The sequence below is a fragment of the Rhodanobacter hydrolyticus genome (genome assembly GCF_044904645.1).
In genome coordinates, this window is sequence record NZ_JADIKK010000007.1 from 36,040 (window position 1) to 62,121 (window position 26,082).

The following is a 26,082-nucleotide window of genomic DNA, read 5'->3' on the forward strand; positions in this document are numbered from 1 at the left end:
AGGGCGTCCGAAGTCTGCGTGCATGCCGCACGCGGGCGCCCCTCTGTCCTTTTGCCTGAGAGTTTGGAGGCGTGAACCTCGTGCCCCTTCGGCGGCGGATCGAACCGCTCTCTCCAGAGTGCTGTTGCGCAGGATGGTATGGGGCCTGAGCGATTACGGGCGTTGCGCCTTCGGCAGCGGTGCGCTCTCGTGGAGCGGCCGCTTCTCCCACCATGCGTTTCGCCGGCAATTATACAGGGGAGGGCCAAGCGTAGCGCTATGCTCCGGGTTCCCCATTTCCCGGAGCCGCCATGATCCGCATTGGCGAAATCGACCATGTCGTGCTGCGCGCCATCGACGTCGAGGCGATGCGGCATTTCTATTGCGATGTCCTGGGTTGCCGCGAAGAGCGCCGGCAGGACGAGATCGGCCTGCTGCAGCTGCGCGCCGGTGCGTCGTTGATCGACCTGGTCGGGGTGGAGGGCAAGCTGGGTCGCCATGGCGGCGCGGCGCCGGGCAGGGAGGGCCACAACATGGATCACCTTTGCCTGCGCGTTGAGAAGTACGACGAAGCGGCGATCCTCGCGCATCTCGAGGCACATGGCGTGCGTATCGGCGAGCTGGGTATGCGCTACGGCGCGCGTGGCGAAGGGCCTTCGATCTATTGCTACGACCCGCAGGGGAACATGATCGAGCTCAAGGGGCCGGCATCGGATATCTAGCCGGCCGTGGCACCCAGTGCCGCAGCCAGGTCGCCGCAATCGACGAAATGCCAGTCGGCCAGATCAGGCCATGGGTTCAGCGGCAAGTTCACCAGCACGGCCTGTGCGCCGGCAGCGCGGGCACAAGCCAGGTCGTAGGCATAGTCGCCAACCATGGTCAGCAGGGCAGGATCGATTGCCCAATGTTCGGCCAGGCGGTGCAGCCCGGCGGGGTCGGGCTTCGGTGGTGCGTCTTCGCGGCCCAGCACGTCGGCCGGGTCGAAGCAGTCGGCCAGGCCAATCGCCTCCAGCGAAAGCAGGGCCAGTTCGCGCAGGTTGCGGGTGAGGATGCCGAGCCGGCAGCCGCGCGCCGCGAGCGAGCGGACCAGTGCGATCGCGCCCATGGCAGGGCGCGAAGCCACCGCAAGCCCGCGCTCGTGCTCAAGCAGCCACACGCGCTTCGCATCGGCTTCGTGCGCAGGCAGTGCGGCGATGTGAGCAAGGATGTCTTCGTGGTCGCGAACGCCCAGAGCCTGGCGGATCGCGGCGAAGTCGTGCACGGCGACGGTCAGCGTGCCATCGAGATCGAAAACCCAATGACGCCGGGAGGCAAGGACATGCGGCGAGGACGTCATCGGCAGCTCACCCATTGCGGCGCGTGCGAATCGCAAAAACGACGAAGCCCGCATCGCTGCGGGCTTCGTCTACAATTGGTGCCCAGGAGAGGACTCGAACCTCCACGGTTTTACCCGCTAGTACCTGAAACTAGTGCGTCTACCAATTCCGCCACCTGGGCAGGTGTCGCGCGTGCCTTTCGGGCTGCGTGAGCCGCGTAGATTAGGCATCTGCCCAGCTCCTGTCAACACTTTGTTGACGCTTTCCATTTTTCGGTTGTGCCGCTCGTGGCGCAGCCATCCATACAAGGTAATTTCGTGACCAAGAAGAACAACAAGAACATGCAAGACAAGCGCGCGAGCGCGAAACCGCCGGCCGGCAAGCGCAAGGGCGCCACGCGCGACCCGCAGGCCGAGCGCGAGGCGCAGCGCTACGAGCGCCCCATCCCCAGCCGCGAGGCCATCCTCGCCCTGCTGGAGGAGCGCGGCGAACTGCTCACCGAGGCGCGCATCGCCGAGGTGCTGGCGCTGCACGAATCCGACGACCTGTTCGCGCTGCACAAGCGCCTCGGCGCGATGGTGCGCGATGGCCAGTTGCTGCTGGGGCGCCGCGGCGGCTATGCGCCGGCGAAGAAGCTCGACCTGATTCCCGGCGTGGTGCTGGCCAATGCCGAGGGTTACGGCTTTCTGCGCCCCGACGAGGGTGGCGATGATCTTTACCTCTCGCCGCAGCAGATGCGCGGCGTGCTGCATGGCGATCGCGTGCTGGCCAGCGTGGTCGGCGTGGATCGGCGCGGACGTCGCCAGGGCGCGATTGCCGAAGTGCTGCAGCGGCGCTCGCCGCGGCTGGTGGGCCGCGTGGTGGTGGAGAACGGCGTGACCCTGGTGGCGCCGGACGACCGCCGCCTGCACCAGGACGTGATGATCCCGCCCGGCGAGACGCAGGGCGCGCGCGCCGGCCAGATCGTGGTGGCCGAAATCACCGATCCGCCCACGCCGCATCGCGGCCCGTTGGGCGTGATTCGCACCGTGCTGGGCGAACGCCTGCAACCTTCGCTGCTGATCGAGATGGCCATCGCCAGCCACGACCTGCCGCATGAGTGGCCGGCCGAGGTATTGCGCGATGCAGCCGAGGTGGAGCCCGAGGTCACCGCCGCCGAGCGCGAAGGCCGTGTCGACCTGCGCAAGCTGCCGCTGGTGACCATCGACGGTGCGGATGCGCGCGACTTCGACGATGCCGTATACGCCGAACCCAAGCGTGGCGGCGGCTGGCGGCTGGTCGTCGCCATCGCCGACGTGTCGCACTACGTGCCGGTGGGTACTGCGCTGGATCGCGAGGCGTACGAGCGCAGCACCTCCACCTATTTCCCCGGCTTCGTGGTGCCCATGCTGCCGGAGACGCTGTCCAACGGCATCTGCTCGCTCAATCCCAAGGTGGAGCGGCTGTGCATGGTCTGCGACATGGTCGTCGACGCCGACGGCGAAGTAGCGAAGTCGAAGTTCTATCCGGCGGTGATGCGTTCGCACGCGCGGCTCACCTACGACCAGGTGTGGCAGGCCGTGGGTCTGCGCGAGCCCGGCGCCCTCGACGCGGTGTCCGACGTGCTGCCGCAGCTGGAAAACCTGCATGTGCTGTACAAGGCGATGGCCGCCCAACGCAAGCAGCGCGGCGCCATCGACTTCGAGACTCCGGAAGTGAAGTTCCGCCTCGACCAGCGCGGCGAGGTGGAGTCGGCCGGCGCCACCGAGCGCAACGACGCGCACAAGCTGATCGAGGAATGCATGATCGCCGCCAATGTGCAGGCGGCGCTTTTCCTGGAAAAGAAGAAGATTCCCGCACTGTTCCGTGCCCACGAGCCGCCGCCGGCGGAGAAGTACGAAGACCTGCAGCAGTTCCTGCGCGAGTTCAAGCTGCGCATGCCGCCCGTGGAAGAGGTGACGCCGGCCGATTTCGCCGATGTGCTGCGCCTGGTGGCCGAGCGCCCCGAGCGCGAGCTGATCCAGAGCGTGCTGCTGCGCGCGCAGAGCATGGCGGCCTACCAGCCCGACAACCGCGGCCACTTCGGCCTGGCGCTTTCGGCCTACGCGCATTTCACCTCGCCGATCCGCCGTTACCCGGACCTGCTGGTGCATCGTGCGATCCGCTACGCGCTCACCGGCGGCAAACCGGCCAGCTACGAATACACGCCCGCGCAGATGGCCACGATGGCGGTGCATTGCTCGCAGCGCGAGCGCCGTGCCGAGGAAGCCGAGCGCGACGTGGACGAACGCTACAAATGCGCATGGATGGCCAAGCACGTGGGCGAGGAGTTCGCGGGCGTGGTCACCGGCGTTACCTCGTTCGGCCTGTTCGTGGAACTGGACGAATCCAAGGTGTCCGGCCTCGTCCACATCAGTCAGCTCAGCAACGACTATTACCACTTCGACCCGCAGCGCCACATGCTGAAGGGCGAACGCAGCGGCGCGCAGTACCGGCTGGGTGATCACGTGCGGGTGCAGGTGCTGCGCGCCAGCCTGGAAGACCGCAAGATCGACTTCCGGCTGGCCGCACCGCGCGCTTCCGTCACGCCGCCCACGCGCGTGGCTCGGGCCTACGATTATGCTGCGTCGGGCGAGCGCTATTCGCTGCCCGGCAGCAAGGCGCCGGGCATGGTCGGCAAGGCGGCGAAGGCGATTGGCCGCATGTTCGGCCGGCGCGAGCAACCGGTGTCCCCCACCGTGCCGCCGCCGCGCGATAATCCGCCGCCCGCTGCCGCGCGTTCGCGCAAGCCGGCAGGGCAGGTTGCCGCGGCGAAGGCCGACGGCAAGCCGCACAAGAGCACACAGAAAGCGCCGCGTGCCACGAAGAAATCGGCCGCGCGGCCACCGAAACCGAAAGGCAGGAAATGAACGAACACTGGATCGTCGGCATCAACCCGGTCGATGGCGCACTGAACAACGATGCCGCGCGCGTGTGCGAGCTGCTGGTCGAAAACGGCCAGCGCAACCCGCGCGTGCACGAACTGGCCGAACGCGCCAAGGCACTGAAGATCCCGGTGCATCATCGCCCGCGCGAGCAGCTCGACAAGCTTGCCGGCGAAGCGCGCCATCAGGGCGTGGCGGCGTTGTACGAAGCGCCCGCGATGGCGACGGAAGGCGACCTGCCGGAATTGCTGGAGCAGGCGGGTGGCTCGGCGCTGGTGCTGGTGCTGGACGGCGTCACCGATCCGCATAATCTCGGCGCCTGTCTGCGCAGTGCGGCGGCGGCCAATGTCACCGCCGTGATCGTGCCGAAGGATCGCGCCGTGGGCCTCACGCCGGTGGTGCGTCGCGCCTCGGCGGGCGGCGCGGATCGCGTGCCGTTGATCGCGGTGACCAACCTCGCGCGCACGCTGCGCGTCCTCAAGGATGCCGGCGTGTGGATCACTGGACTGGCTGGCGATACTGACCAGTCGATCTACGGCATCGACCTCAAGGGGCCGGTGGCGCTGGTGATGGGCAGCGAAGGCGAAGGCCTGCGCCGGCTCACGCGCGAGACCTGCGATTTCACGGCGAAGATCCCGATGCCGGGCGCGATGGAAAGCCTCAACGTTTCCGTGGCTACCGGTGTCGTATTGTTCGAAGCCCTGCGGCAACGGAGCGCATCGCGATGACCTTCCACTGGTACGACTGGACCGGCTACCTCGGCGTGCTGCTGGTGCTGCTGGCGTACTTCCTGCTGCAGGCCCGCAAGCTGCATGGCAACAAGCTGGGCTACCAGCTCATGAATATCTTCGGTGCGTTCGGCGTGCTGCTGTCGCTGACGTTCGGCAGCTTCAACTGGTCGGCGTTCCTGCTCGAGGTGGCATGGATCGCCATTGGCATCTACGGCATTGCGCGTGGGGTGAAGCTGAGGCGCCTCGAGCGCTGAAATGCGTCGCACGCATTGCTTGTCATGCCGACGCAGGCCGGCATCCAGCAGCGATCAGCTTGTACGAGCCGCACAATCCCTGGATGCCGGCCCGCACCGGCATGACGATTCCGGTAGTCGGCTGTGGAACCTGCCTCAGTCCCCGCGATCGCCCAGCTTCGGCATTTCCGGGTTCGCCGTGAGGTCGCGCTTGTTGCGCTGGGCGGTGAGCGGCTCGCCGGTGACCTGGTACCACACGTTCTCGGCGATATTGGTGGCGTGGTCGCCGATGCGCTCGATGTTCTTGGCCATGAACAGCAGATGCGTGCACGGCGTGATGTTGCGCGGATCTTCCATCATGTACGTGAGCAACTGGCGGAAGTAGCCGGTATAGGCGTCGTCCAGCTCCACGTCGTCCTTCCACACCTGATAGGCACGCTCGGCGTCGCGGTCGCGGTGGGCGCGCAGCACTTCGCGCACTTCGGCGGCAGCCAGTTCAGCGAGGTGGGCCAGGCCGCTGGTGGGGTTGATCGGGGCGGCCATCGACAGCGGGATGGAGCGCTTGGCCACGTTCGCGGCGTAGTCGCCGATGCGCTCGATGTCGGCGGCGATGCGCAGCGCGGCGAACACGTTGCGCAGGTCGCCCGCCATCGGTGCGCGCAGCGCCAGCAGGCGCACCACGTCGTGGCTGATTTCCTGTTCGAGCTGGTCGATGGCGTCGTCGTTGCCCACCACGTGCTGGGCGGCGCGTTCGTCGCGGCGTTCCACCACGTCGATCGCTGCTTCCAGCTGGCTCACCGCCAGCTCGCCCATGCGCACCAGCTCGCCGGTGAGGCGCGCCAGCTCGTCGTCGTAGCTCTTGATGATGTGTTCTTTGCCAGTGCTCATGGTGTACCTCGTGGTTGTTCCCTTCTCCCTCCGGGAGAAGGTGCCCGAAGGGCGGATGAGGTTCGGGCGGAGTGCTGTGCCAAGGGTTCCCGAACCCTCTCCCGGAGGGAGAGGGCTTCGATGGATCAGCCGAACCGCCCGGTGATGTAATCCTCGGTCTGCTTCTTCGAGGGCTTGGTAAAGATCTTCTCGGTGACATCGAACTCGATGAGGTCGCCCATGTACATGAAGGCGGTGCGGTCGGAGACGCGTGCAGCCTGCTGCATATTGTGGGTGACGATGACGATGGTGTAGTCGCGCTTGAGTTCCTCCACCAGCTGCTCGATGCGGCCGGTGGCGATGGGGTCGAGTGCCGAAGTGGGTTCGTCCAGCAGCAGTACCTCGGGCTTCAGCGCGATGCCGCGCGCGATGCACAGGCGTTGCTGCTGGCCGCCGGAGAGGCCGAGCGCGCTCTTGCCGAGCTTGTCCTTCACCTCGTCCCACAGTGCGGCGCGGCGCAACGCCTGCTCCACGCGTTCGGCCATCTCGGCCTTGCCGAGTTTTTCGTGGTGGCGGATGCCGTAGGCCACGTTCTCGAAGATGGTCATCGGGAACGGCACCGGCTTCTGGAACACCATGCCGACCTTGCTGCGCAGGCGGTTCATCGAATACTTCGGGTCGAGGATGTTCTCGCCGTCCAGCAGCACTTCGCCCTTGGCTTCCAGCTTCGGGTAGATCGCGTAGATGCGGTTGAAGATGCGCAGCAGGGTGGACTTGCCGCAGCCGGAAGGACCGATGATCGCGGTGACCTGCTTTTCCGGGATATCCATGGCGACGCCCTTCAGCGCATGGGCACCGTTGTAGTAGAAGTGCAGGTCGCGCACCGCGATCTTGGTACGCGTGGCGGAAGCCGCGGCGGTGTTCGCCGTGGCGTTCGCGGCACTCGCGGCGAGGTCAGTCATAACGCACCTTGTGGCGGGAGAACAGCATTCGGGTCAGCAGGCTGAGCGCAAGCACGAACAGCGTGATCAGCAGGGCGCCGGCCCAGGCGATGGCATGCAGGTCGGGGCTGGGGTCGTTGGTGTACTGGTAGATCGCCACCGGCAGGCTTTCCATCTTGTCCAGCGGATGCACGGTCATGAAGTTGTTGCCGAAGGCGGTGAACAGCAGCGGTGCGGTTTCGCCCGCCAGGCGCGCCAGCGCCAGCAGAACGCCGGTGACGATGCCGGAAGTGGCTGCGCGCATCAGCACCTGTATGGTCATCTTCCACTGCGGGATGCCCAGCGACAGCGTGGCCTCGCGCAGTGTGCCCGGCACCAGCTGCAGCATTTCGTCGGTGGTGCGCACGATCACCGGCAGGCCGATCAGCGCCAGCGCCACCGAACCGGCGAGGCCGGAGAACGACACCGAACCATGCGTGAGGCTGGACATCGGCAGCACCACGATCACGTAAACGAACAGGCCCAGCACGATGGACGGTGCCGACAGCAGGATGTCGTTGAGGAAGCGGATGGTGGCGCCGAGCCGGGTGCGGTTGGCGTATTCGGCGAGGAAGGTGCCGGCGAGCACGCCGATCGGCGCGCAGATCAGCAGCGCCATGACATCCATGATCAGGCTGCCCACGATGGCGTTGGACAGGCCGCCCTGGTCGGCGTAGGCGGTGATCCGGGTGAACAGGTGCGGAGTGATCGCGCCGAGGCCGCTCTTCAGTGTGGTCCACAGGATCCACGCCAGGAACAGCAGGCCCAGCAGGGTGGCGCAAGCGCTCAACACCAGCGCCACCACGTTGACGATGCGACGGCGCAGGTAGACGGAGGCGGCCATCAGTTGCCCTCCTTGCGCGACAGCCGGCGCAGCATCAGGCGCGCGATCAGCAGCACGATGAAGGTCACCACGAACAGCAGGAAGCCCAGCGCGACCAGCGCCGAGCGGTGCGTGCCCACCGCCTCGTTGAACTCGTTGGCGATGGAGGAGGAGATCGAGGTGCCGGGCATCAGCAGCGAGCCGCTGAGGTCGTAGGCGTTGCCGAGCACGAAGGTCACCGCCATCGTTTCGCCCAGCGCGCGGCCGAGGCCGAGGAAGACGCCGCCGATCACCGCCGAGCGCGTGTAGGGCAGCACGATGTCCCACACCACTTCCCAGGTGGTCGAGCCCAGCGCGTAGGAGGATTCTTTGAGGCGCACCGGTACCGTCTGGAACACCTCGCGCATCACCGAGCAGATGAAGGGCAGGATCATCACCGCCAGCACGATGCCCGCGGTGAGCAGGCCCAAGCCCAGCGGCGGGCCTTGGAACAGCTTGCCGACCAGCGGCAGCTTGCCCAGCGTGTCGGAAAGCGCCGGCTCGATGTTCGCCATGAACGGCACGAACACGAACAGGCCCCACATGCCGTAGATGATCGACGGGATGCTGGCCAGCAGTTCGATGGCAGTGGCTACCGGGCCGCGCAACCAGTTGGGAGCGATCTCGGTAAGGAACAGGGCGATGCCGAAGCTCACCGGCACCGCCAGCACCAGCGCGATCAACGAGGTGACCAGGGTGCCGTAGATCGGCGCCAGTGCGCCGTAGTCGTCGGTGACCGGATTCCAGGTGTCGCTGGTGAGGAAATGGAAGCCGCCCTTGAACAACACCTCGCGCCCGCCCCACAGCGTGGACAGCGCGGCGCCGAGCAGGGTCGCCAGTACCAGCAGCGCACAGCACTTCAGCAGCGTGCGGAACCATGCGTCGTGGCGCGCGTCGCGGCGGCTGCGTTGGTCGACGTCGGTGGCTGGGATCGATGACATGCGATGTTCGCGATGAGGTTTCTCCTTCTCCCTTGGGGAGAAGGTGGCCCGAAGGGCCGGATGAGGGTTCGGGCATGGCGATACGTATCGCCATGCCCGAATCTTCTTCCCAACCCCTCCCCCGGAGGAGGAGGGGTTTCGAGGCTTGCGCTTACTGCTTGATCTCGGTCTTCCAGTAGTTCTCGATCTGGCCGACCAGGTTGGTGGGCAGCGGCACGTAGTCCAGCGAGCGGGCGGCGTCCTGGCCGTTCTCGTAGGACCACTTGAAGAAGTCGAGGATGACCTTGCCGTTGGCGGCGTTCTTCGGCTGCTTGTACACGATCACCCACGAGGTGGCGGTGATCGGCCACGCACCGGCGCCCGGGGCGTTGGTCATCAGCAGGTTGAAGTTCTTCGCGCTCGCCCAGTCGGCGGTGGCGGCGGCGGCCTGGAAGCTGGCCGTGTTCGGCTGCACCACCTTGCCGGCGGCATTCTTCATCACCGCGTAACCGATGTTGTTCTTCAGCGCGTAGGCATATTCCACGTAGCCAATGGAATTCGGGATCTGGCGGATGTACGCCGACACGCCCTCGTTGCCCTTGCCGCCGATGCCGGTCGGCCAGTTCACCGCCGTGCCTTCGCCCACCTTGGCCTTCCAGGTGGCGTCGACCTTGGAGAGGTAGTCGCTGAAGTTGAAGGTGGTGCCCGAGCCGTCCGAGCGATGCACCACGGTGATCTTCGCGTCGGGCAGCTTCACGCCCGGGTTCAGCGCGGCGATGGCCGGGTCGTTCCACTTGGCGACGGTGCCGAGGAAGATGCCCGCGAGCGTCTTGCCGTCCAGCACCAGCTTGCCCGGGGCGACGCCGGTGACGTTGAACGCCGGCACGATGCCGCCGATCACGTCGGGGAACTGGGCCAGGCCGAACTGGCCGAGTGTGGTTTCGTCCAGCGGCATGTCGCTGGCGCCGAAATCCACCGTGCCGGCCTTGATCTGGGCGATGCCGCCGCCCGAGCCGATGGACTGGTAGTTGACGCGGTTGCCGGTCTTCTCCGCGTAGGCGGCCGACCACTTGGAGATCACCGGATAGACGAAGCTGGAGCCCGCGCCGGTGATGTCGGTGGCTTGCGCGGACAGGCTGCCCAGCGCACAGGCGGCGGCAAAGGCGATGGCGCCGAGGCGGAACATGGAACGGGAAGAGGTGAACACGTGGTGGCTCCTTGGTGTGCACGGGGCGTGCGCCCGGTTGCCCGCCATTGCAGCGTCGGCGTGTTGCAATGAAATGAGATGAATGTTTCAGGCAGATGACAATCCGGCAGGCGAGGGCCTCCGGAGGCAGGGCAGGCTCTCAGCCCGCGTCCAAGTCGACCCGGTTGCGTTCCAGCGTTTCCAGTTGCCGCCAGCGATTGACGATGTCACAGAACAGCATGGCGGTGATCTCGGCATCGTAGATCGCCGAATGCGCCTCGCGGGTGTCGAAGTTGCGGCCCGAGGCCTGCACCGCCTTGCCCAGTACGGTCTGCCCGTAGGCCAGGCCACCCAGCGTAGCCGTGTCGAAGCAGCTGAAAGGGTGGAAGGGGTTGCGCTTGTTGCCGGTGCGGCGCACCGCGGCGTTGACGAAACCCAGATCGAACGCGGCATTGTGGCCGACCAGGATCGCGCGCTGGCAGCCGTTGTCGCGTACCGCGACGCGAACCGCCTTGAAGATGTGTTCCAGCGCCAGTTGTTCGTCCAGCGCGCCGCGCAGCGGGTTGCCTGGGTCGATGCCGGTGATTTCCAGCGCGCGCGGGTCGAGATTGGCACCGGGGAAGGGATGCACATGAGCTTGCACGGTGGGCAGCGGATGTACGAAACCCTGCGCATCCATGCCCACGGCGACCGCGGCGATTTCCAGCAGGGCATCGCGCTCGGCGTCGAAACCGCCGGTCTCCACGTCCACGATCACCGGAAGAAAGCCGCGAAAACGTTCGGCCATGCGGCTGGCCATGTTGTTGAGTAACCCCATTGATGAAGCATATCAGCCGTTGCGCACCGGCCGCGAATGCGGTGGGGCACTCAGGGGAGGTGCGCTGTCTTCGATCTGTAACAAAACATCCACATGGCAGTAAAACGGCCAACGCATTCTTTACGTCGACCCCGCTTGGTTGCCAGGGGCTTGAGTGGCGCAACCGTGGCGGTTCAATTCGACCAAGTGGAGAAATTACATGCGTTCCAAGATCCTCGCAGTGGCGATTGCCGCTGGTCTGGGCGTAACCAGCGTCTCGGCGATGGCCCAGACATCCGGCAATCAGAAAGTGACGCTGACCGCCAGCGAACTTGCGCAGATGAAGGCCGAGATCGCGGCGCTGCAGCAGAAGGTCGACGATCTGCAGTCGCAGTCGTCTGCCCAACAACAGCAGCAGCAGCAGACAGCGCAGACCGTACAGGCCACCCAGCAGCAGGTGCAGGCGACGCAGGCCCAGGTGCAGCAGGCCGAGCAGACCGTGGCGACCAAGCTCGGTGACACGCTGGGCGGCTCCGGCGGCGTGAAGTGGACCTTCGGCGGCTTCCTGGCGGCTGAAACGGCGTATCGCTCGCGCGACACCGCCGATGACGTCGCCACCAAGTTCACCGCCGTTCCGTTCATGGGCGGCACGAGCACCGCGCCGATCAACACCAGCACCGGTGCGACCACCAGCTATCCGGTGACCAACGCTAAGAACAGCCAGTTCCTTTACAGCGCGCGCCAGAGCCGCATTTCGATCATGGCGCAGGGCGACATCAACGACTCCACCCATGTGACCGGCTACTACGAGACGGACTTCCTCGGCGGCGCGCAGACGGCAAACATGAATGAGAGCAACTCGTTCAACCTGCGCATGCGCCAGCTGTGGACCAACGTGGATTGGGACGACTACGGCCTGCACCTGCTGGGCGGCCAGGCCTGGTCGCTGCTGACCCTCGACAGCAAGGGCATCACCCCGCTCAAGGAAGTGCTGCCGCCGACCATCGACGCCCAGTACCAGGCGGGCTTTACCTGGGCTCGCCAGGCACAGCTGCGCCTCGTGAAGGATTGGGACAAGACCTGGTGGCTGGGTATCTCGGTGGAAAATCCGCAGACGGCGGGCATCGGCTCCGTGGCCGGTCCGGGCTCCAAGGGATATGCGACGTCGACCGCGACGGTTGGCGCCGGCAGCCTGTATGACAGCCTCAACTCGGTTTCGCTCAACAAGTTCCCGGACGTCATCGTGAAGTTCGCGGCTGATCCGGGCTGGGGCCACTACGAAGTGTTCGGCATCACGCGTGAATTCACCACCCGCGTCACGCCGACGACCGCCAACGGCGGCCCGGCGGCGACCAGCAACCAGACGGCGCATGGCGGCGGCTTTGGTGTGGGCATGGTGCTGCCGCTGGTTCCGAAGGTGCTGGACTTCCAGTTCTCGGGCATGACCGGCAAGGGCATTGGCCGCTACGGCACCACCGGCTTGAACGACATCACCTACGACCCGAGCGGCGCTCCGCATCCGCTGAAGGAAAACATGCTGCTCGCGACGCTGACCTGGCACGCCACCGACGCGCTCGATGTGTATGCCGCCGGCGGCCGCGAACAGCAGGACAGCTATCTGACCGCCGGTGCAAACGGCAAGGCCTTCGGCTACGGCAGCGAGCTCCTGGGCTACAACAACAGCGAATGCATGACCTACGGCGCGCCCAGCGATTGCACGGGCCAGACCCGTCAGGTCGCCGAGCAGACGCTCGGCTTCTGGTGGAAGTTCTACCAGGGCAAGTTCGGCAAGGTGCAGTTCGGCACCCAGGTCTCGCATGTCACGCGCAAGCTGTTCAGCGACATCAATGGCAACGCGCCGTCCGCTCCGGACAACATGGTGTTCACCAGCCTGCGTTACTACCCGTTCTGATCAGCGGGCGACGGAGAAGCGTCAAGGTTATCGTAAGGAGTTCTACCCTGGGACGGAAAACGGCGGGCATGATGCCCGCCGTTTGCTTTTGTGCTTTCTATTGATGCTTCTGCCTTTTGTGCTATCGCAATTGACAAGGCGGTTTCGTCCACCTGCCGGTGGCCGAGTTACTTTTCTCTTGCATGGCCAAGAGAAAAGCAACCCAAAGAGAAGGCCACCCCGAGGCGACGCTCTCCGGGCATCCTGCCCTCCGCCTTAGGGCCGACTTCGCCGTTCGCCATCGTTCCTGCGACCGCGTGGGCCAGCAAAGAGAAGTAACTCGGGCGCCGGCAGGCGACCGAAACCGCTTTGTTCCTTGCAGCAGGCGTTCAATACCGCCCACCGAAACCGAAAGAAAGCTCGACGCTTCCTACGGCTTCGCCGGCGGCTTCTCCAGCATCGCCACCTTCCATCCACCACCCAGTGCGCGCACCAGCGCCACGCTGGCCTGCAACCTGCGCGTGCGCACCTGTTCCGCGGCGCGTTTGGCGTTGAGGTAGGCGGTCTGCGCGGTGACCACGTCCAGATAGTTGATGATGCCCTCGGTATAGCGGTTGGTGGCGATTTGCTGGGCGGCCTGCGCCGCGCTGGCGGCGGCATCCTGGTCGTGTGCTTCGTGGGTGAGTCGGGTGAACAGCGAGAGGCTGTCCTCCACCTGTTCGAAGGCGTCGAGTACGGTGAGCCTGTATTGCGCGGAGGCTTCATCGAACTCGGCGTGTGCCTGACGCGCGCGCGCGCGACGCAGGCCGCCGTCGAACAGGGGCAAGGAGACGAAGGGGCCCAATGCCCAGATGCGGTTGCCGAAGGAGAACAGGTTGCCTTCGCCGGTGTCCTGCCAGCCGTACATGCCCGAGATGCCGATGTCGGGGAAGAACGCCGCGCGCGCCACGCCGATGCCGGCATTGGCGGCGAAGGTGCGCCGTTCCGCCGCGGCGATGTCGGGCCGCCGCTGCAGCAAGGTGGATGGCACCGAGGCGGGGATGGTCGGCGGCTGTATTTCTTCCTGCGAGGCGGGCAGCGTGAAGTCAGGAGCGGGCACGCCGATCAGGGTGGCGATGGCGTGTTCGGTCAGCGCGCGCTGCGCCGCCACCTCGTCGATCTGGGCGTGGGCATCGGACAGCTGGTTCTGCGCGCGCGCCACCGACAGGCCGGAGGCGATGCCGCCCTGCATGCGGTTGCGAGTGAGGGTCAGGCCTTGCTGATAGGCCTGCAGCGAGCTGTCCAGGATTTTCGCCTGGAGGTCGTAACCGCGCAGTTGGATGTATTCGTTCGCCAGCCGGGCTTGCAGGCTGAGCTTGGCCGACGCCAGGTCCGCTTGCGCAGCTTGTGCCTGCGCGTGGCCGGCGGCGACTTCGTTGCGGATACGGCCCCACAGGTCGAATTCGTAGCCGGCGCCGAATTGCGCGGTATCGTCGTCGTATTCGTTGGGCTGGTTGGAACCGCGCAACGGGCGGTTGTTCGATTGACGGTCGTCGCTGGTGCTGCCGCCGACACCGAGGTGCGGGAACAGTCCCGCACGCGCTTCGCTCTCGAATGCGCTGGCGCGTTCGTAGCGAGCCAGCGCGATCGCGAGCGACGGACTGTTCGCATCGAGCAACTGCTCGAGCCGGTCGAGCTCCGGGTCGTTGAACACCGTCCACCAGTCGCCGCGCGGGCTCATATCCGCGGGTGCTGCACGTGTCCACAGGCCGGTGCCTTCCTTGTACGCGGCGGGCACCGGTACCGCCGGTGTCTTGTAGACAGGGGCCAGCGAGCAGCCGGCCAGCAGGCCGGCGAACACCAGTGCCAGCGCCGCCGGTCGAACGCGGCGCATGGCCTTGGAACTTGTCCGTACACTCCCGTCCGCACTGAGCGTGGCGCCAATGCGCGACGCGGGGAGTGGCCATGGATGGCGAGGTTCCGAGGAGCGAGGAAGTCGAATTGCTGTCGACCGCGGCATCTCCGGTGTTTCGACCGCACGAAGCTTCGCTTCGCTGCGCTCGACACGAACGGTTTTGGAGTCCTCATTCGTCGCCATGCGACGACTCCTTGCCGGAAGCCACGCGCACGGTGTCGCCGGCGGCCAGCGAATCGGGCGGATTGTCGATGATGCGGTCGTCCGGCTGCAGGCCGCGGTCGATTTCCAGCGCGCCGCCCAGATCCATCGCGATGTGCACGTCGCGCATCACCACTTTGTTGCCGGGACCGAGCACGGCGATCTGCGGGCCCTGGGCGCGGAAGATCAGCACGGTGGAAGGCACGCTGGTGACGGCCTGGCTGGTGGCCAGCGGCAGCTGCACGTCGGCGTAGTCGCCGGGCAGCAGCTTGCCGTTGTCGTTGGCCACTTCGAATTGCGCCAGCAGCGAGCCGGAAGCCTGGCTCACCGCGTCGGAGGAGCCGATCAGGGTGCCCTGGTAACTCTTGCCCGGATGATCCGGCACGGTCAGCGAGACGGTCATGCCCGGACGGATCGACGATGCATAGCGCTGCGGCACCGCAACGTACAGGCGCATCTTGTCGGTGTCCGCCACGGTGAACAGCGGCAGTGCGGACTGGCTGTCGGCAGTCACCAGATCGCCGATGTCGGTGTTGCGCGCGGTCACCGTGCCGGCGAACGGTGCGGTGACGTTGCGGAACGCTTCGAGTGCGGCGAGGCGATCCAGGTCGGCCTTGGCGGAGAGCACGTTGGCGCCGGCCACGGCCGCCTCGCTGGCCTTCTCGTCGGCTTCCTGCTTGGACACCGAATTGGAGGAAAGCAGGTGCTGCCAGCGCTGGCTGGTCACCTTGGCGAGTTGCGCATTGGCTTGCGCACGCACCAGCACGGCCTTGGCCTGTTCGTATTGCTGGTCGAGCTCGGGTGTGTCGATCACGGCCAGCGTTTCGCCGGCTTCGACGTGGCTGCCGATGTCCTTGTTCCAGCTCTTCACGTAGCCGGAGACCTGCGCATGGATCGGCGCGCTGATCCATGCGTCGATGTGGCCGGGCAAGGTCATCGTGTGCGCACCCATCGAGCCGAGCGGTGCGGCCAGCGCCACGGTGGGGATGGCCTCGGCATCCACCTGCTTCACCAACTGGTGGTAATCGTGCGCGCGAAGCGCCAGGCCGATCGCCGCGGTGACCGCGGCGACCACCAGCAGGCCGATCACCGCCGGGCGCAGGCGCAGCGTGCGCGGATGCGCCGGTGGGGCGTGTTCATGCGACATGGGAGGCTTCTCCGAGCTGCGGAATGGCGGAGGGCGCGTGCTGTTCGCGCCCATGGACGATGCTGAAGACCACCGGGACGAACACCAGCGTGGCGCAGGTGGCGAACATCAGGCCGCCGACCACGGCGATGCCCAGCGGCGAGTTCTGCTCATGGCTCAACGACATCGGCAGCATGCCGATGATCATCGCCAGCGCGGTCATCAGCACCGGACGGAAGCGCGTGAAACCGGCTTCCAGCGCGGCCTTTGTCGCGTCGCCGTGCTCGGCCAGCCGCTCGCGGCAGAAGCTCACCACGAGAATGGAGTTGGCGGTGGCGACACCCATGCACATGATGGCGCCGGTAAGCGCGGGCACCGACAGCGTGGTGTGGGTGGTGAACAGGATCCACACGATGCCGGCCAGCGCGGCGGGCAGGGCGGTGATGATGACGAACGGATCGAGCCAGGACTGAAAGTTGACCACGATCAGCAGGTAAATCATCACTACCGCACCGAGCAGGCCGAACAGCAGACCGTTGAAGGCCGTGTTCATCGTGTGCACCTGGCCGCGCAGCGTGACCAGCGTGCCCTTCGGGCGGCTGCTGGCGAACTGGTCCAGCACCTTCTGCACGTCGCCGGAGACGCCGCCGAGGTCGCGGCCCTGCACCGAGGCATAGATGTCGAAGGTGGGCAGGATGTTGTAGTGCGAGACCACCGCCGCGCTGGGGCCGCGGGTGAAAGTGGCGACATTGCTCAGCACCTGGCTGTCCTTGCCGGCCGAGGCGGTCACCGGCAGGCGCAGCAGGTCGGCCATCGAATCCATCTTGTACTGCGGCGTGGAGGCGACCACCGCGTAGGACACGCCGTTGTGCGGATCGAGCCAGAACACCGGCGCCACCTGGCTGGAGCCGGCCAGCGAGGCGACCATGCTGTTGGTGACGTCACGCTCGGTGATGCCCAGCGTGTCGGCGCGGGTACGGTTTACCTTCACGTTGATCTGCGGATAGCTGGTGCTCTGCTGCAAGCGCACGTCGGCGATGCCGGGGATGTCGCGTAGCCTGCGCATGATCTTCGTCGCATAGGCCTCGTTCTCGGCGCTGTTGCGGCCGGTCACCGTGACGTCCAGCGGGGCCGGCGCGCCGAAGTTGAGGATCTGGCTGGTCATGTCCGCGGGCAGGAAGGAAAACGTCGTGCCAGGGAACTCCCGCGGCAGCAGCTTGCGCAGCTCCGCCACGTAGCCGTCGGTGGGCGCATGGCCTTCGCCGAGCACGATCTGGATGTCGCCGTCCTGCGGGCCGATCGAGCCGGTGTTGCTGTAGATCAGGTTGGTGTTGGACAGCGGCAGGCCGATGTTGTCGATCATCGTCTTCAGCTGGTCTGGCGGGATGACTCTGCGGATCGCGGCCTCGATGTGGTCGAACTCCGCCGCGGTCTCCTCGATGCGCGTGCCCATCGGCGCACGCACATGCAAGGCGATGGCGCCGGAGTCCACCGAAGGGAAGAAATCGCGGCCGAGGAAGGGCACCAGCGCGAACGAGGCAAGCACGAAGGCCAGGAAGCCGCCCACGAACACCCAGCGCAGCTTCAACGCCGTGGCCAGCAGTGCGTAGTAGCTATCGCGTACGCGGGTAAAGCCGTGCTCGAACTTCTGCTGGAACGCCACCAGACCGCGCACCAGCGCACCGTGGCCACGCCGGTGGTGCTGGTCGCCCTCGTGATGGTTGATGTACGGGTCTTCCGGGTGGTCGCCGACGCCGTGCTCGGTGTGGTACGTCTTCAGCAGGTACATCGCCAGCGTCGGCACCAGGGTGCGCGACAACACGAACGACGACGCCATCGCGTAGATCACCGCCAGCGCCATCGGCCGGAACAAGAAGCCGGCAATCCCGTTCAGCATGAACATCGGCACGAACACGATGCAGATGCACAGCAGCGAGACGAAGGCGGGTGTGACGATCTGCTTCGCACCGTCCATGATCGCGGTGCGCACATCCTTGCCCTGTTCAAGGTGCCAGTTGATGTTCTCGATGGTCACCGTGGCGTCGTCCACCAGGATGCCCACCGCCAGTGCGAGGCCGCCCAGCGTCATCACGTTGAGGGTCTGCCCGGTGGCCGACAGCAGGGCGATGGCCGACAGCACTGCCAGCGGGATCGACACCGCGATGATGACGGTGGAGCGCCAGCTGCCGAGGAACACCAGGATCATCACCGAAGTCAGCAGCGCGGCGATGATGCCCTCGCGGGCCACCGAAGCGACCGCGTCCTTCACGAACACCGACTGGTCGGCGAGCTGGGAGATCTTCAGCGACTTCGGCATCGTCTCCTTGATCAGCGGCATCAGCTTCTTGACGCCCGCCACCACCGCCAGCGTCGAGGCGCTGCCGGTCTTCAGGATCGGCATCAGTACCGCGCGACCGCCATCCACGCGCACGATGTTGTTCTGCGGCGGCGAGCCGTCGCGTACGTGCGCCACGTCGCCGATGGTGATGGTGGCGCCGTTAACGGTGCGGATCGGCAAGCTGTTGAGCATGTCGATCGCGGTGGGGCTGTTGTTGAGCTGCACGTGGTATTCGTAGGTACCGATCTTCGCGGTGCCGACCGGGATGATCTGGTTCTGCGCCGCCAATGCGTTCGCCACGTCCTGTGCCGACAGGCCCTTGGCCGCCAATGCCTGCGGGTCGAGGTCGATCGTCACCTGGCGCTGCTTGCCGCCATAGGGCGTGGGGATCGCTACGCCGTTCACCGACACCAGGGTCGGGCGCACTTCGTTCTGTGCGATGTCGCGGATCTTCGCCTCGGACAGCCCCTTGCCCGAGAACGCCATCTGCAGCACCGGCACGGTGGAGGCGTTGTAGTTGATGATGGTGGGCGGCGTGATGCCCGGAGGCATCTGCTTCACCACCGTCTGCGAGATCGAAGTGACCTGTGCGGTGGCGGTGCGGATGTCGGTGCCCGGCTGGAAGAAGATCTTCACGATCCCGGCGCCGGGCAGCGATTGCGACTCGATGTGCTGGATGTTGTTGACCGCGGTGGTGAGCTGGCGTTCGTAGTAGTAGATGACGCGGCCGGACATCTGGTCGGGCGGCAGGCCGTTGTACGACCACACCACGCCGATCACGGGGATGCCGATGTTCGGGAAGATGTCCGTCGGCGTGCGAAGCGCCGCCAGCGGGCCGATGATCAGGATCACGATAGCGAGCACGATGAACGTGAGCGGGCGCGCGAGTGCGGTGCGGACGAGGCCTAGCATGTCGTGTTCCGGAGGGGGCGGACGGCAGCCCGGACGTTCCGGGCTGCATGACATGCTGGCAGCGCATCCTTATGCGAACCTTTTGGCTTACGTGACGGGACAGGTTCGTTCATCGCCGGGATGGTTGAGCGCCGCTTTTTCGGGTGGCAGATGCGTGCGGGCTAACACAAGATTGTCATGAATGAGTGCGGCCACAATTTCGATCCGGAGCGGACGCCACGTTCTCGGATTCCGTGCATGCCGCATGAGGGAGAACCATGTCATTCGACTGGAAATCCGTGGGACGGATGTCAGCCGGGCTCATGGCAGTCGTTCTGGCCACTTGCGGGACAGGTCTGGCCATGTGGCAATCCCACCAGGATCGAGTGAAGCAAAAACTAGGACAGAGCACGCTGCTGCCAATGACGGCAGGATTGGGGTCGGGGCTAGCGATCGGTCCCGTGGACCCGGACCTTCATTGCGTCACCTTGCCGGCAGGCATAAGACTTCTTCCCGGGCACGTAAGCATGGAGACGATGGACAGTCGCTACCATGGGCCCGATTGGTCCGTCGTCAGCGAACACATAAAGCCGGGTGACGACATTTATGCGTACGACAACATCGTGCATGCGCCTCCCGGCATGGCGTTCCCCGGCAACGGCGGTGGCTTTGTGGTTCTGCGCGGGTGGTGCCTGGTCGGGCGGATCATCACCTGGGTGGAATAGCTGATGCCCGCTTCGACGCGCCAGGTCTTTACGGGTGCGTGCTGCCCAACAGGAATTCCACCCGCACCCGCAGCCCCTTTCCGAACGGCGAATCGAGCAGGTCGATGCGGGCATCGTGCAGTTGGGCGGCGCGGCGCACGATGTTGAGGCCGACGCCGTAGCCGCCTGCGGTGTCGTGGGTTTCGCGCCGGAAGCGTTCGAATACCGTTTCGCGGTGTTCGGCAGGGATGCCGGGGCCATCGTCGCTGATGTCGATGGTGGCGACGTCAATGGCATGGCTGAGCGCGACTTCGACCTGGCCGCCCTGCGATACATAGCGCATGGCGTTTTCAATCAGGTTGCGCAGCATCGCGGTCAGCGCCACCTCGTGCCCGGGCACGCGCAGCGGCGTGCCGTCGTGCAGCAGGCTGAGGGTGATGTCCTTGTCGGCGATCAGTGGCGCGAGTTCCTCGATCACCGAGGTGACGATGGCGGTCAGGTCCTGGGGCGAGCGTTCCGTGGCTGCCGCGCCGGCTTCGAGCTGGGCCATCGAGAGGATCTGCTCGATGCGCCGCGCAAGACGGGAGGCGCCTTGCCGCGCGTGTTGCAGGGCGGCGCGGGCGTCGTCCGGACTGCTGGCGATGGCCGCGCTGTCCAGTTGCAGCATGGTGGCGGCCAAGGGCGTGCGCAGCTCGTGCGCCATGTCGGCGGTCATGCGGCGTTCGCGTTCGATGGCATCCTCCAGCCGTTCGAGCTGCTGGTTCAGCGTGGCGATCAGCGGGCGGATTTCTTCGGGCGCCAGCTCGATCGCCACCGGCTGGCGGCTGCCGGGCGTGCGTTGCGCCAGTTGTCCGGTGAGTTCGTCCAGCGGCCGCAGACCGCGTCGTACCGCCCACAGCGCCAGCAAGGCGAGCAGGGGCAGGCCGATCAGCAGCGGCAGGCCGTGTTCCAGCATCAGTCCGCGGTCGATGTTCAGGCGGTTGTCGTAGCGTTCGCCGATGCGGATCAACAGGCCTGCGCGGTTCTGCAGGATGAAGGTACGCCAGAGATAGCCGTCCAGCGTGATCTTGCCGAAGCCGGCTTGCTCGGCGCGGGGCGGTGGCAGGCTGGCGAAGTTGGCGGTGCTCACCATCGGCCGGCCGCGGCCGTCGTAGACCTGGAAGCCCACGTCGGGTTCATAGTTGCGGCGGTGCACGGCGACGATGAGGGCGCGGCCAATGTCGGCGTCCTTGGCGATGGCGGCGTGGTTCGCGCCGGCGTCGCTGTTCTCGATCAGCACGCCCAGCGTGCGTCCGGCTTCCGCGAGCCGGCCGTCGAGCAGCTCGTTCATCTCGCGCCGCTCGCGCTGGTAGCTGATGATGCCCAGCGGGATGAGCACCGCCACCATCACCGCGATGATCAACCAGGTGAGACGGTGGCGCAGGCTGAGCGGTTTCATGCGGAGGCGTTCACTTCGGCTCCCGCGGCAGCATGTAGCCGATGCCGCGCACGGTGCGGATGGTGTCCGCACTGAGTTTGCGCCGCAGCCAGTGCACTTGCACCTCCAGCGCGTTGCCCTCCACCGGATTGTCGATGCCGTACACCGAGTTTTCCAGCGTCTCGCGGTGCACGATGCGGCCTGCGCGTTCCATCAGTGCGCGCAGCAGGGCGAACTCGCGACGCGTCAGCGTGACCGCGGCCCCGCGGAACGCCACGTCGCCGGTGGCGAGGTTCATCCGCAGGTCGCCGGCTTCGATGATGTTGTCGGCGAGCCCGCGGGTGCGGCGGATCAGCGAGCGTATGCGTGCCGACAGTTCCTCCAGGTGGAACGGCTTGACCAGGTAGTCGTCGGCGCCAAGGTCGAGGCCCCGCACGCGGGCTTCGAGGCCGTCGCGCGCGGTCATCACCAGGATCGGCGTGCGGATGCCCTTGCGGCGCGCTTCGGCCAGCACGTCGAAGCCGTCGCGATCCGGCAGGCCGAGGTCGAGCAGCACCAGGTCGGCGCTCTGGTCGTCCAGCCCCAGCATCGCCTCGCGGCCATTGCGCAGCCAGGTCACCGCGCAGGATTGCTGCACGAGGGCATGGCGGATGGCCTCGCCGAGTTCGGCGTCGTCCTCGACCAGCATGATGTGCATGGGCTTGTCCGTGATGGTTGCGGTGGCATTGTTGCCGCATCTTGGACGCCTAGGCTTACACCAACCTTAAGAGCTTTCAGAGTCTTCAGCCTGCCGGCGTCTTGTCCTTGTAGCGGCACAGGTCGCGGATCACGCAATTGGGACAATCCGGCCTGCGCGCCTTGCACACGTAGCGGCCATGCAGGATCAGCCAGTGGTGGGCGTCCTGCTTGAACTCGGCGGGCACCACCTTTTCTAGCTTGTCCTCCACCGCGCGCACGTCCTTGCCGGGCGCGAGGCCGGTGCGGTTGGCGACGCGGAAGATGTGCGTGTCCACCGCGATGGTGGGTTCGCCGAAGGCGGTGTTGAGCACCACGTTGGCGGTCTTGCGGCCCACACCGGGCAGCGCCTCCAGCGCCTCGCGCGTGCGCGGTACTTCGCCGCCGTGCTGCTCGACAAGGATGCCGCACAGCGCGATCACGTTTTTCGCCTTGGCGTTGAACAGGCCGATGGTGCTGATGTACTTCTTCAGCTTTTCCTCTCCGAGCTCGAGGATGGCCTGCGGCGTGTTCGCCACGGGATAGAGCTTTTTCGTAGCCTTGTTCACCCCGACATCGGTTGCCTGCGCAGACAGCACCACGGCCACCAGCAGCTCGAACGGCGTGCTGTAGTCCAGCTCGGTGGTGGGATGCGGGTCCAACTCGCGCAGGCGGGCGAACAGCTCGACCACGTCGGCGCGTTTCATGGGCATGGCGAGCCGCCCCGCGCCGACGTCGTCATGCCAGCGGAAGCTGGCATCCAGTGCCTTGGGTGCTCGCGAGAGGCGCTGGATTCCGGCCTGCGCCGGGGTGACGGCGTGGAGGATGGTCGTTTCATGGCGTCTTGCCCTGTTTGGCGCGTGCCCGTGCCAACGCGGCCAGCACTGGGTTGGTGGATGCGGCGGTGTCCACGGCGGCCTTGCGCGCGGCCAGTTCCGCCTCGCGCTCGGCGGCTTCGCGCGCCAGCCGCGCTTCGCGTTGCCGGAAATGTCCGCGCGCCGCGTCGGCATGCGCCTGGTCGATCTGCGCCAGCGGCATGGGTTCCAGCACGATGCAGTCCACCGGGCAGGCCGGCACGCACAATTCGCAGCCAGTGCAGTCGTCGGTGAGCACGGTGTGCATCAGCTTGGCCGCGCCCACGATGGCGTCCACCGGGCAGGCCTGGATGCACTTGGTGCAGCCGATGCACTCGTCCTCGATCACCCGCGCCAGCATGCGCGGCTTCTCGATGCCGTTGGCGGGGTTCAACGGCAGGGCGGGGCGGTTCAGCAAAGTGGCCAGCTTCGCGATGCCGGCTGCGCCGCCGGGCGGGCACTGATTGATCTGCGCCTCTCCGCGTGCGATGGCCTCGGCGTAGGGGCGGCAGCCGCGATAGCCGCATTGTTCGCATTGCGTCTGCGGCAGGAGCGCGTCGATGCGGTCGGCGAGGGACGGCAGTTCAGTCATGGCGTCCATGCGCTGCGGCCTTGTCCGACGACACGCTCAATTCGGCATAAGTGTCCGGGATCGCTTTCCAGTGGTAGCCGCACGACTTGCAACGTTCCCGCCACTTGAGCGCCGGCCATATCGGCAGGCCGAGGAAGCACCCGAAAAAGAAGGCCCAGCCACGGTAGTTGGGGTTTCCTTCGATGTCGGTGCTCTGGCAGCGGGGGCAGCAATCGTCGCAGTCGAGGCGATAGTCGCCGCGCCGCCAGTGATCGAGAACACCGCGGGCCTGCACCAGGCACGCGTCGGGCACCATGACCAGGAAGCCGCCGAATGCGATCACCTGGTACCACTTGAGCCGGGACAGGCCATTCTCGAAAACGAAGGCGATGCATCCTTCCTCGCGCAGCAGGCCGGCGACGATCTCCGCCTCGGCATGGTCGTAGGATCGATGGACGCACCGCATGCGTGCTGAGGTCAGCGCACCGTGGCGCCGGGCTTCGCGCCCTGATCGGCGTCGAGCAGAAACAGGTCGCTGCCGCCGTCGCCGGCGGAGAGGATCATGCCTTCGGAGAGGCCGAAGCGCATCTTGCGCGGCGCGAGGTTGGCGATGAACACCACGTTGCGGCCGACCAGTTTTTCTGGCTCGCCGTAGGCGGCGCGGATGCCGGAGAAGATCTGCCGCTTGCCCAGCGCACCGGCATCCAGTTCGAAGCGCAGCAGCTTGTCCGAGCCTTCCACGAATTCGCAGGCCAGCACGGTGCCGACGCGCAGGTCGAGCTTGGCGAAGTCGTCGATGGCGACCGTGACCGGTGCATTCGTGGCGGGTGTTTCGGTTGGTGCGGCGGGCTTGGCGGTGTCGTTCATGGGCTTTTTCTTGGGTGGTTCGGCGGCAGGCGCCGGTGCGCCCAGCGATTCCCTGGAGGCTTCGACCATCGCCTCGACCAACTTGGGGTCGAGGCGCGCGAGCAGCGGTTCGAAGGCATGGATGGCATGGCCGTGCAGCGCGCTGCGCGCATCGGCGAAGGTGGCGATGGGCGCAGCGAGGAATTGCTCGGCGGCGGCCACGGTGGCGGGCACGATGGGCTTGAGCACGCCGGCGAGCAGGCGAAAGGCGGCCAGCGCGAACGAGCACACCTGGTGCAATTCGGCACGGCGCGCGTCGTCCTTGGCCAACGCCCATGGCGCCTTCGCGGCGATGTGGCCGTTGACCAGGTCGGCCATCAGCACGAAGCGGCGGGTGAGTTCGGCGAATTCGCAGCCCTCGTACAGGGCGTCGATGCCCTCGTAGTGCGCAAGCAGGTCCTGCCACAGCGCGGAGTGCGCCGCATCGAACGCATCGGCGAGCCTGCCGTCGAAGAACTTGTGCACGAAGCCCGCGGTGCGGCTGGCGATGTTCACCCACTTGCCGACCAGGTGCGAGTTGACGCGTTCCTCGAAGGCCTTGAGGTCGAGGTCCACGTCCACCGGCGTGTCGTTGAGCAGGCTGGCGAAGTAGTAGCGCAGGTACTCGGGGTTGAGCCCGGCATCGAGGTAGGTGCGTGCCTGGATGAAGGTGCCGCGCGACTTCGACATCTTCGCGCCGTTCACCGTGAGGTAGCCGTTCACGTGCAGCGCAGTGGGCACCCGCATCTGCGCGCCGTGCAGCATCGCCGGCCAGAACAGGCCGTGGAAGTTGATGATGTCCTTGCCGATGAAGTGGTGCATCTCCGCGGTGCTGTCCGGTCCGAGGTACTCGTCGAACTTCATGCCGGAGCGGTCGCACAGCGCCTTGAAGCTGGCGAGATAGCCCACCGGGGCGTCCAGCCACACGTAGAAGAACTTGCCCGGTGCGTCGGGAATGGGAAAGCCGAAGTAGGGTGCGTCACGCGAGATGTCCCAATCCTTCAGGCCGCCGTCCAGCCACTCGCGCAGCTTGGCGGCCACACCTGCGTTCGCCACCGGACGGCCGCCGGAGTACTTGCCGGCGAACCAGTCGCGCAGCAGGCTCTCGAACTTGCCCAGCTCGAAGAAGTAGTGCTCCGAGTCCTTCAGTATCGGCGTGGCGCCCGACATCACCGAATACGGGTTGATGAGGTCGGTGGGCGCGTAGGTGGCGCCGCAGTTCTCGCAGTTGTCGCCGTACTGGTCGGGCGTGCCGCACTTCGGGCAGGTGCCCTTGATGTAGCGGTCGGGCAGGAACATCTGCTTTTCGGGATCGAACAGCTGCTGGATGTTGCGTCGGGCGATGTAGCCGCCGTCGCGCAGTCGCGTGTAGATCAGCGAAGCCAGCTCGCGGTTCTCGTCCGAATGCGTGGAATGGTAATGGTCGAAGGCCACCCCGAAGGCGGCGAAATCGGCCTCGTGGCCGACACGGATGCCGGCGATGAAGGCTTCGGGCGTCATGCCGGCCTTCTCCGCGGCCAGCATGATCGGCGTGCCGTGCGCGTCGTCGGCGCAGACGTACGACACCTCGTTGCCCATCATGCGCTGCGCCCGTACCCAGATGTCGGCCTGGATGTAACCCAGCAGGTGGCCCATATGCAGAGGGCCGTTGGCGTAGGGCAGGGCGTTGGTGACGAGCAGGCGTCGTGACATGGTGGGCAGAGCCGTCTGGGAAGCCCCGCATTATGACATGACGGATGTTTTTCCCGGCCGTGGGAGGCTTGTGTGCACCAAGCCGTTCCCCACCCTCCCGTGCGGGGAGGGTGAGGTATGCCCGAGGATGC

22 protein-coding genes, 1 tRNA gene and 1 riboswitch are annotated in these 26,082 nt (G+C 66.1%); of the genes, 6 read left to right on the plus strand and 17 right to left on the minus strand.

All coding sequences use genetic code 11. The features are described from left to right. Positions 1–33: 33 nt before the first annotated feature. Positions 34–127: riboswitch (glycine riboswitch) on the minus strand. 163 nt (positions 128–290) lie between these two features. Beyond that, positions 291–701: a VOC family protein gene (locus ISP25_RS00200; RefSeq protein WP_192160225.1), complete on the plus strand. Its 411-nt coding sequence runs from the start codon at positions 291–293 to the stop codon at positions 699–701. On the opposite strand, the gene ISP25_RS00205 is transcribed toward ISP25_RS00200, so the two are convergent. Together ISP25_RS00205 and ISP25_RS00210 are read right to left on the minus strand one after the other, a co-directional pair. Continuing rightward, positions 698–1,315, minus strand: a complete 618-nt coding sequence (locus ISP25_RS00205) for an HAD family hydrolase (protein ID WP_404611451.1) — start codon at positions 1,313–1,315, stop codon at positions 698–700. The genes ISP25_RS00200 and ISP25_RS00205 overlap by 4 nt on opposite strands. A gap of 76 nt (positions 1,316–1,391) precedes the next feature. Further along, positions 1,392–1,476, minus strand: a tRNA-Leu gene (locus ISP25_RS00210). A 160-nt stretch (positions 1,477–1,636) separates the two neighbouring features. Here ISP25_RS00210 and rnr point away from each other — a divergent pair. Genes rnr through ISP25_RS00225 form a run of 3 tightly spaced genes read left to right on the plus strand, consistent with a single transcriptional unit; the run spans position 1,637 to position 5,183 of the window. Then, positions 1,637–4,183, plus strand: a complete 2,547-nt coding sequence (gene rnr, locus ISP25_RS00215; RefSeq protein ID WP_404612060.1) for a ribonuclease R — start codon at positions 1,637–1,639, stop codon at positions 4,181–4,183. Continuing rightward, entirely contained in the window at positions 4,180–4,926 is a 747-nt protein-coding gene (rlmB, locus tag ISP25_RS00220; RefSeq protein ID WP_404611453.1) for a 23S rRNA (guanosine(2251)-2'-O)-methyltransferase RlmB, read from the plus strand. Before rnr ends, rlmB begins: the two co-directional genes overlap by 4 nt. Beyond that, positions 4,923–5,183, plus strand: coding sequence for a CBU_0592 family membrane protein (locus ISP25_RS00225; protein WP_404611455.1), 261 nt, complete (start codon positions 4,923–4,925; stop codon positions 5,181–5,183). Before rlmB ends, ISP25_RS00225 begins: the two co-directional genes overlap by 4 nt. 135 nt (positions 5,184–5,318) lie before the next feature. Here the strand turns inward: ISP25_RS00225 and phoU are convergent, their stop codons facing one another. The 6 genes from phoU to rnt all read right to left on the minus strand — a co-directional run bounded on the left by phoU (position 5,319) and on the right by rnt (position 10,764). Beyond that, positions 5,319–6,050: a phosphate signaling complex protein PhoU gene (phoU, locus tag ISP25_RS00230; RefSeq protein WP_192160231.1), complete on the minus strand. Its 732-nt coding sequence runs from the start codon at positions 6,048–6,050 to the stop codon at positions 5,319–5,321. Between the two features lie 125 nt (positions 6,051–6,175). Then, the gene (gene pstB, locus ISP25_RS00235; protein ID WP_404611457.1) at positions 6,176–6,991 is read right to left on the minus strand and encodes a phosphate ABC transporter ATP-binding protein PstB; all 816 of its coding nucleotides are present in this window, start codon (positions 6,989–6,991) and stop codon (positions 6,176–6,178) included. Next, on the minus strand, positions 6,984–7,853 hold the full coding sequence (pstA, locus tag ISP25_RS00240; protein WP_192160233.1) for a phosphate ABC transporter permease PstA: 870 nt from the start codon (positions 7,851–7,853) through the stop codon (positions 6,984–6,986). The genes pstB and pstA overlap by 8 nt, the downstream gene beginning before the upstream one ends. After that, positions 7,853–8,812: a phosphate ABC transporter permease subunit PstC gene (gene pstC / locus ISP25_RS00245; protein WP_404611459.1), complete on the minus strand. Its 960-nt coding sequence runs from the start codon at positions 8,810–8,812 to the stop codon at positions 7,853–7,855. The genes pstA and pstC overlap by 1 nt, the downstream gene beginning before the upstream one ends. Before the next feature lie 151 nt (positions 8,813–8,963). Continuing rightward, positions 8,964–9,977, minus strand: a complete 1,014-nt coding sequence (gene pstS, locus ISP25_RS00250) for a phosphate ABC transporter substrate-binding protein PstS (RefSeq protein ID WP_404612062.1) — start codon at positions 9,975–9,977, stop codon at positions 8,964–8,966. A 160-nt stretch (positions 9,978–10,137) separates the two neighbouring features. After that, a complete protein-coding gene (gene rnt / locus ISP25_RS00255) occupies positions 10,138–10,764 on the minus strand; it encodes a ribonuclease T (protein WP_404611461.1) in 627 nt (208 codons plus the stop codon). Positions 10,765–10,993: 229 nt separating this feature from the next. Here rnt and ISP25_RS00260 point away from each other — a divergent pair, with 229 nt between their 5' ends. Beyond that, positions 10,994–12,685, plus strand: coding sequence for a hypothetical protein (locus ISP25_RS00260; RefSeq protein ID WP_404611463.1), 1,692 nt, complete (start codon positions 10,994–10,996; stop codon positions 12,683–12,685). A gap of 409 nt (positions 12,686–13,094) precedes the next feature. Here the strand turns inward: ISP25_RS00260 and ISP25_RS00265 are convergent, their stop codons facing one another. From ISP25_RS00265 to ISP25_RS00275, 3 genes are all read right to left on the minus strand, one after another. Next, positions 13,095–14,537: an efflux transporter outer membrane subunit gene (locus ISP25_RS00265; RefSeq protein ID WP_404611465.1), complete on the minus strand. Its 1,443-nt coding sequence runs from the start codon at positions 14,535–14,537 to the stop codon at positions 13,095–13,097. A 190-nt stretch (positions 14,538–14,727) separates the two neighbouring features. Further along, on the minus strand, positions 14,728–15,906 hold the full coding sequence (locus tag ISP25_RS00270) for an efflux RND transporter periplasmic adaptor subunit (protein WP_404611467.1): 1,179 nt from the start codon (positions 15,904–15,906) through the stop codon (positions 14,728–14,730). Continuing rightward, entirely contained in the window at positions 15,896–19,135 is a 3,240-nt protein-coding gene (locus ISP25_RS00275) for an efflux RND transporter permease subunit (RefSeq protein WP_404611469.1), read from the minus strand. Before ISP25_RS00275 ends, ISP25_RS00270 begins: the two co-directional genes overlap by 11 nt. A 257-nt stretch (positions 19,136–19,392) precedes the next feature. Here ISP25_RS00275 and ISP25_RS00280 point away from each other — a divergent pair, with 257 nt between their 5' ends. Continuing rightward, the gene (locus ISP25_RS00280; protein ID WP_404611471.1) at positions 19,393–19,839 is read left to right on the plus strand and encodes a hypothetical protein; all 447 of its coding nucleotides are present in this window, start codon (positions 19,393–19,395) and stop codon (positions 19,837–19,839) included. A gap of 28 nt (positions 19,840–19,867) precedes the next feature. Here the strand turns inward: ISP25_RS00280 and ISP25_RS00285 are convergent, their stop codons facing one another. The 6 genes from ISP25_RS00285 to metG all read right to left on the minus strand — a co-directional run bounded on the left by ISP25_RS00285 (position 19,868) and on the right by metG (position 25,951). Then, on the minus strand, positions 19,868–21,256 hold the full coding sequence (locus ISP25_RS00285) for a sensor histidine kinase (RefSeq protein WP_404611473.1): 1,389 nt from the start codon (positions 21,254–21,256) through the stop codon (positions 19,868–19,870). 10 nt (positions 21,257–21,266) lie between these two features. Then, complete coding sequence (locus ISP25_RS00290) at positions 21,267–21,932, minus strand: response regulator (RefSeq protein ID WP_192160244.1); 666 nt, start codon at positions 21,930–21,932, stop codon at positions 21,267–21,269. Positions 21,933–22,017: 85 nt separating this feature from the next. Beyond that, positions 22,018–22,656, minus strand: a complete 639-nt coding sequence (gene nth, locus ISP25_RS00295) for an endonuclease III (protein WP_404612064.1) — start codon at positions 22,654–22,656, stop codon at positions 22,018–22,020. Positions 22,657–22,783: 127 nt separating this feature from the next. Next, positions 22,784–23,395, minus strand: a complete 612-nt coding sequence (locus tag ISP25_RS00300; RefSeq protein WP_404611475.1) for an RnfABCDGE type electron transport complex subunit B — start codon at positions 23,393–23,395, stop codon at positions 22,784–22,786. Further along, positions 23,388–23,840 (minus strand): putative signal transducing protein, encoded by a 453-nt coding sequence (locus tag ISP25_RS00305; protein WP_404611477.1) that lies wholly within the window; start codon positions 23,838–23,840, stop codon positions 23,388–23,390. The genes ISP25_RS00300 and ISP25_RS00305 overlap by 8 nt, the downstream gene beginning before the upstream one ends. 11 nt (positions 23,841–23,851) lie before the next feature. Next, entirely contained in the window at positions 23,852–25,951 is a 2,100-nt protein-coding gene (gene metG / locus ISP25_RS00310) for a methionine--tRNA ligase (protein ID WP_404611478.1), read from the minus strand. Positions 25,952–26,082 lie beyond the last annotated feature (131 nt).

Bases quoted from the DNA above. Each gene is read 5' to 3' on its own strand.
- ISP25_RS00200 (WP_192160225.1), top strand. From the start codon at position 291: ATGATCCGCATTGGCGAAATCGACCATGTCGTGCTGCGCGCCATCGAC.
- ISP25_RS00205 (WP_404611451.1), bottom strand. From the start codon at position 1,315: ATGACGTCCTCGCCGCATGTCCTTGCCTCCCGGCGTCATTGGGTTTTC.
- rnr (WP_404612060.1), top strand. From the start codon at position 1,637: ATGCAAGACAAGCGCGCGAGCGCGAAACCGCCGGCCGGCAAGCGCAAG.
- rlmB (WP_404611453.1), top strand. From the start codon at position 4,180: ATGAACGAACACTGGATCGTCGGCATCAACCCGGTCGATGGCGCACTG.
- ISP25_RS00225 (WP_404611455.1), top strand. From the start codon at position 4,923: ATGACCTTCCACTGGTACGACTGGACCGGCTACCTCGGCGTGCTGCTG.
- phoU (WP_192160231.1), bottom strand. From the start codon at position 6,050: ATGAGCACTGGCAAAGAACACATCATCAAGAGCTACGACGACGAGCTG.
- pstB (WP_404611457.1), bottom strand. From the start codon at position 6,991: ATGACTGACCTCGCCGCGAGTGCCGCGAACGCCACGGCGAACACCGCC.
- pstA (WP_192160233.1), bottom strand. From the start codon at position 7,853: ATGGCCGCCTCCGTCTACCTGCGCCGTCGCATCGTCAACGTGGTGGCG.
- pstC (WP_404611459.1), bottom strand. From the start codon at position 8,812: ATGTCATCGATCCCAGCCACCGACGTCGACCAACGCAGCCGCCGCGAC.
- pstS (WP_404612062.1), bottom strand. From the start codon at position 9,977: ATGTTCCGCCTCGGCGCCATCGCCTTTGCCGCCGCCTGTGCGCTGGGC.
- rnt (WP_404611461.1), bottom strand. From the start codon at position 10,764: ATGGCCGAACGTTTTCGCGGCTTTCTTCCGGTGATCGTGGACGTGGAG.
- ISP25_RS00260 (WP_404611463.1), top strand. From the start codon at position 10,994: ATGCGTTCCAAGATCCTCGCAGTGGCGATTGCCGCTGGTCTGGGCGTA.
- ISP25_RS00265 (WP_404611465.1), bottom strand. From the start codon at position 14,537: ATGCGCCGCGTTCGACCGGCGGCGCTGGCACTGGTGTTCGCCGGCCTG.
- ISP25_RS00270 (WP_404611467.1), bottom strand. From the start codon at position 15,906: ATGTCGCATGAACACGCCCCACCGGCGCATCCGCGCACGCTGCGCCTG.
- ISP25_RS00275 (WP_404611469.1), bottom strand. From the start codon at position 19,135: ATGCTAGGCCTCGTCCGCACCGCACTCGCGCGCCCGCTCACGTTCATC.
- ISP25_RS00280 (WP_404611471.1), top strand. From the start codon at position 19,393: ATGTCATTCGACTGGAAATCCGTGGGACGGATGTCAGCCGGGCTCATG.
- ISP25_RS00285 (WP_404611473.1), bottom strand. From the start codon at position 21,256: ATGAAACCGCTCAGCCTGCGCCACCGTCTCACCTGGTTGATCATCGCG.
- ISP25_RS00290 (WP_192160244.1), bottom strand. From the start codon at position 21,932: ATGCACATCATGCTGGTCGAGGACGACGCCGAACTCGGCGAGGCCATC.
- nth (WP_404612064.1), bottom strand. From the start codon at position 22,656: ATGAAACGCGCCGACGTGGTCGAGCTGTTCGCCCGCCTGCGCGAGTTG.
- ISP25_RS00300 (WP_404611475.1), bottom strand. From the start codon at position 23,395: ATGACTGAACTGCCGTCCCTCGCCGACCGCATCGACGCGCTCCTGCCG.
- ISP25_RS00305 (WP_404611477.1), bottom strand. From the start codon at position 23,840: ATGCGGTGCGTCCATCGATCCTACGACCATGCCGAGGCGGAGATCGTC.
- metG (WP_404611478.1), bottom strand. From the start codon at position 25,951: ATGTCACGACGCCTGCTCGTCACCAACGCCCTGCCCTACGCCAACGGC.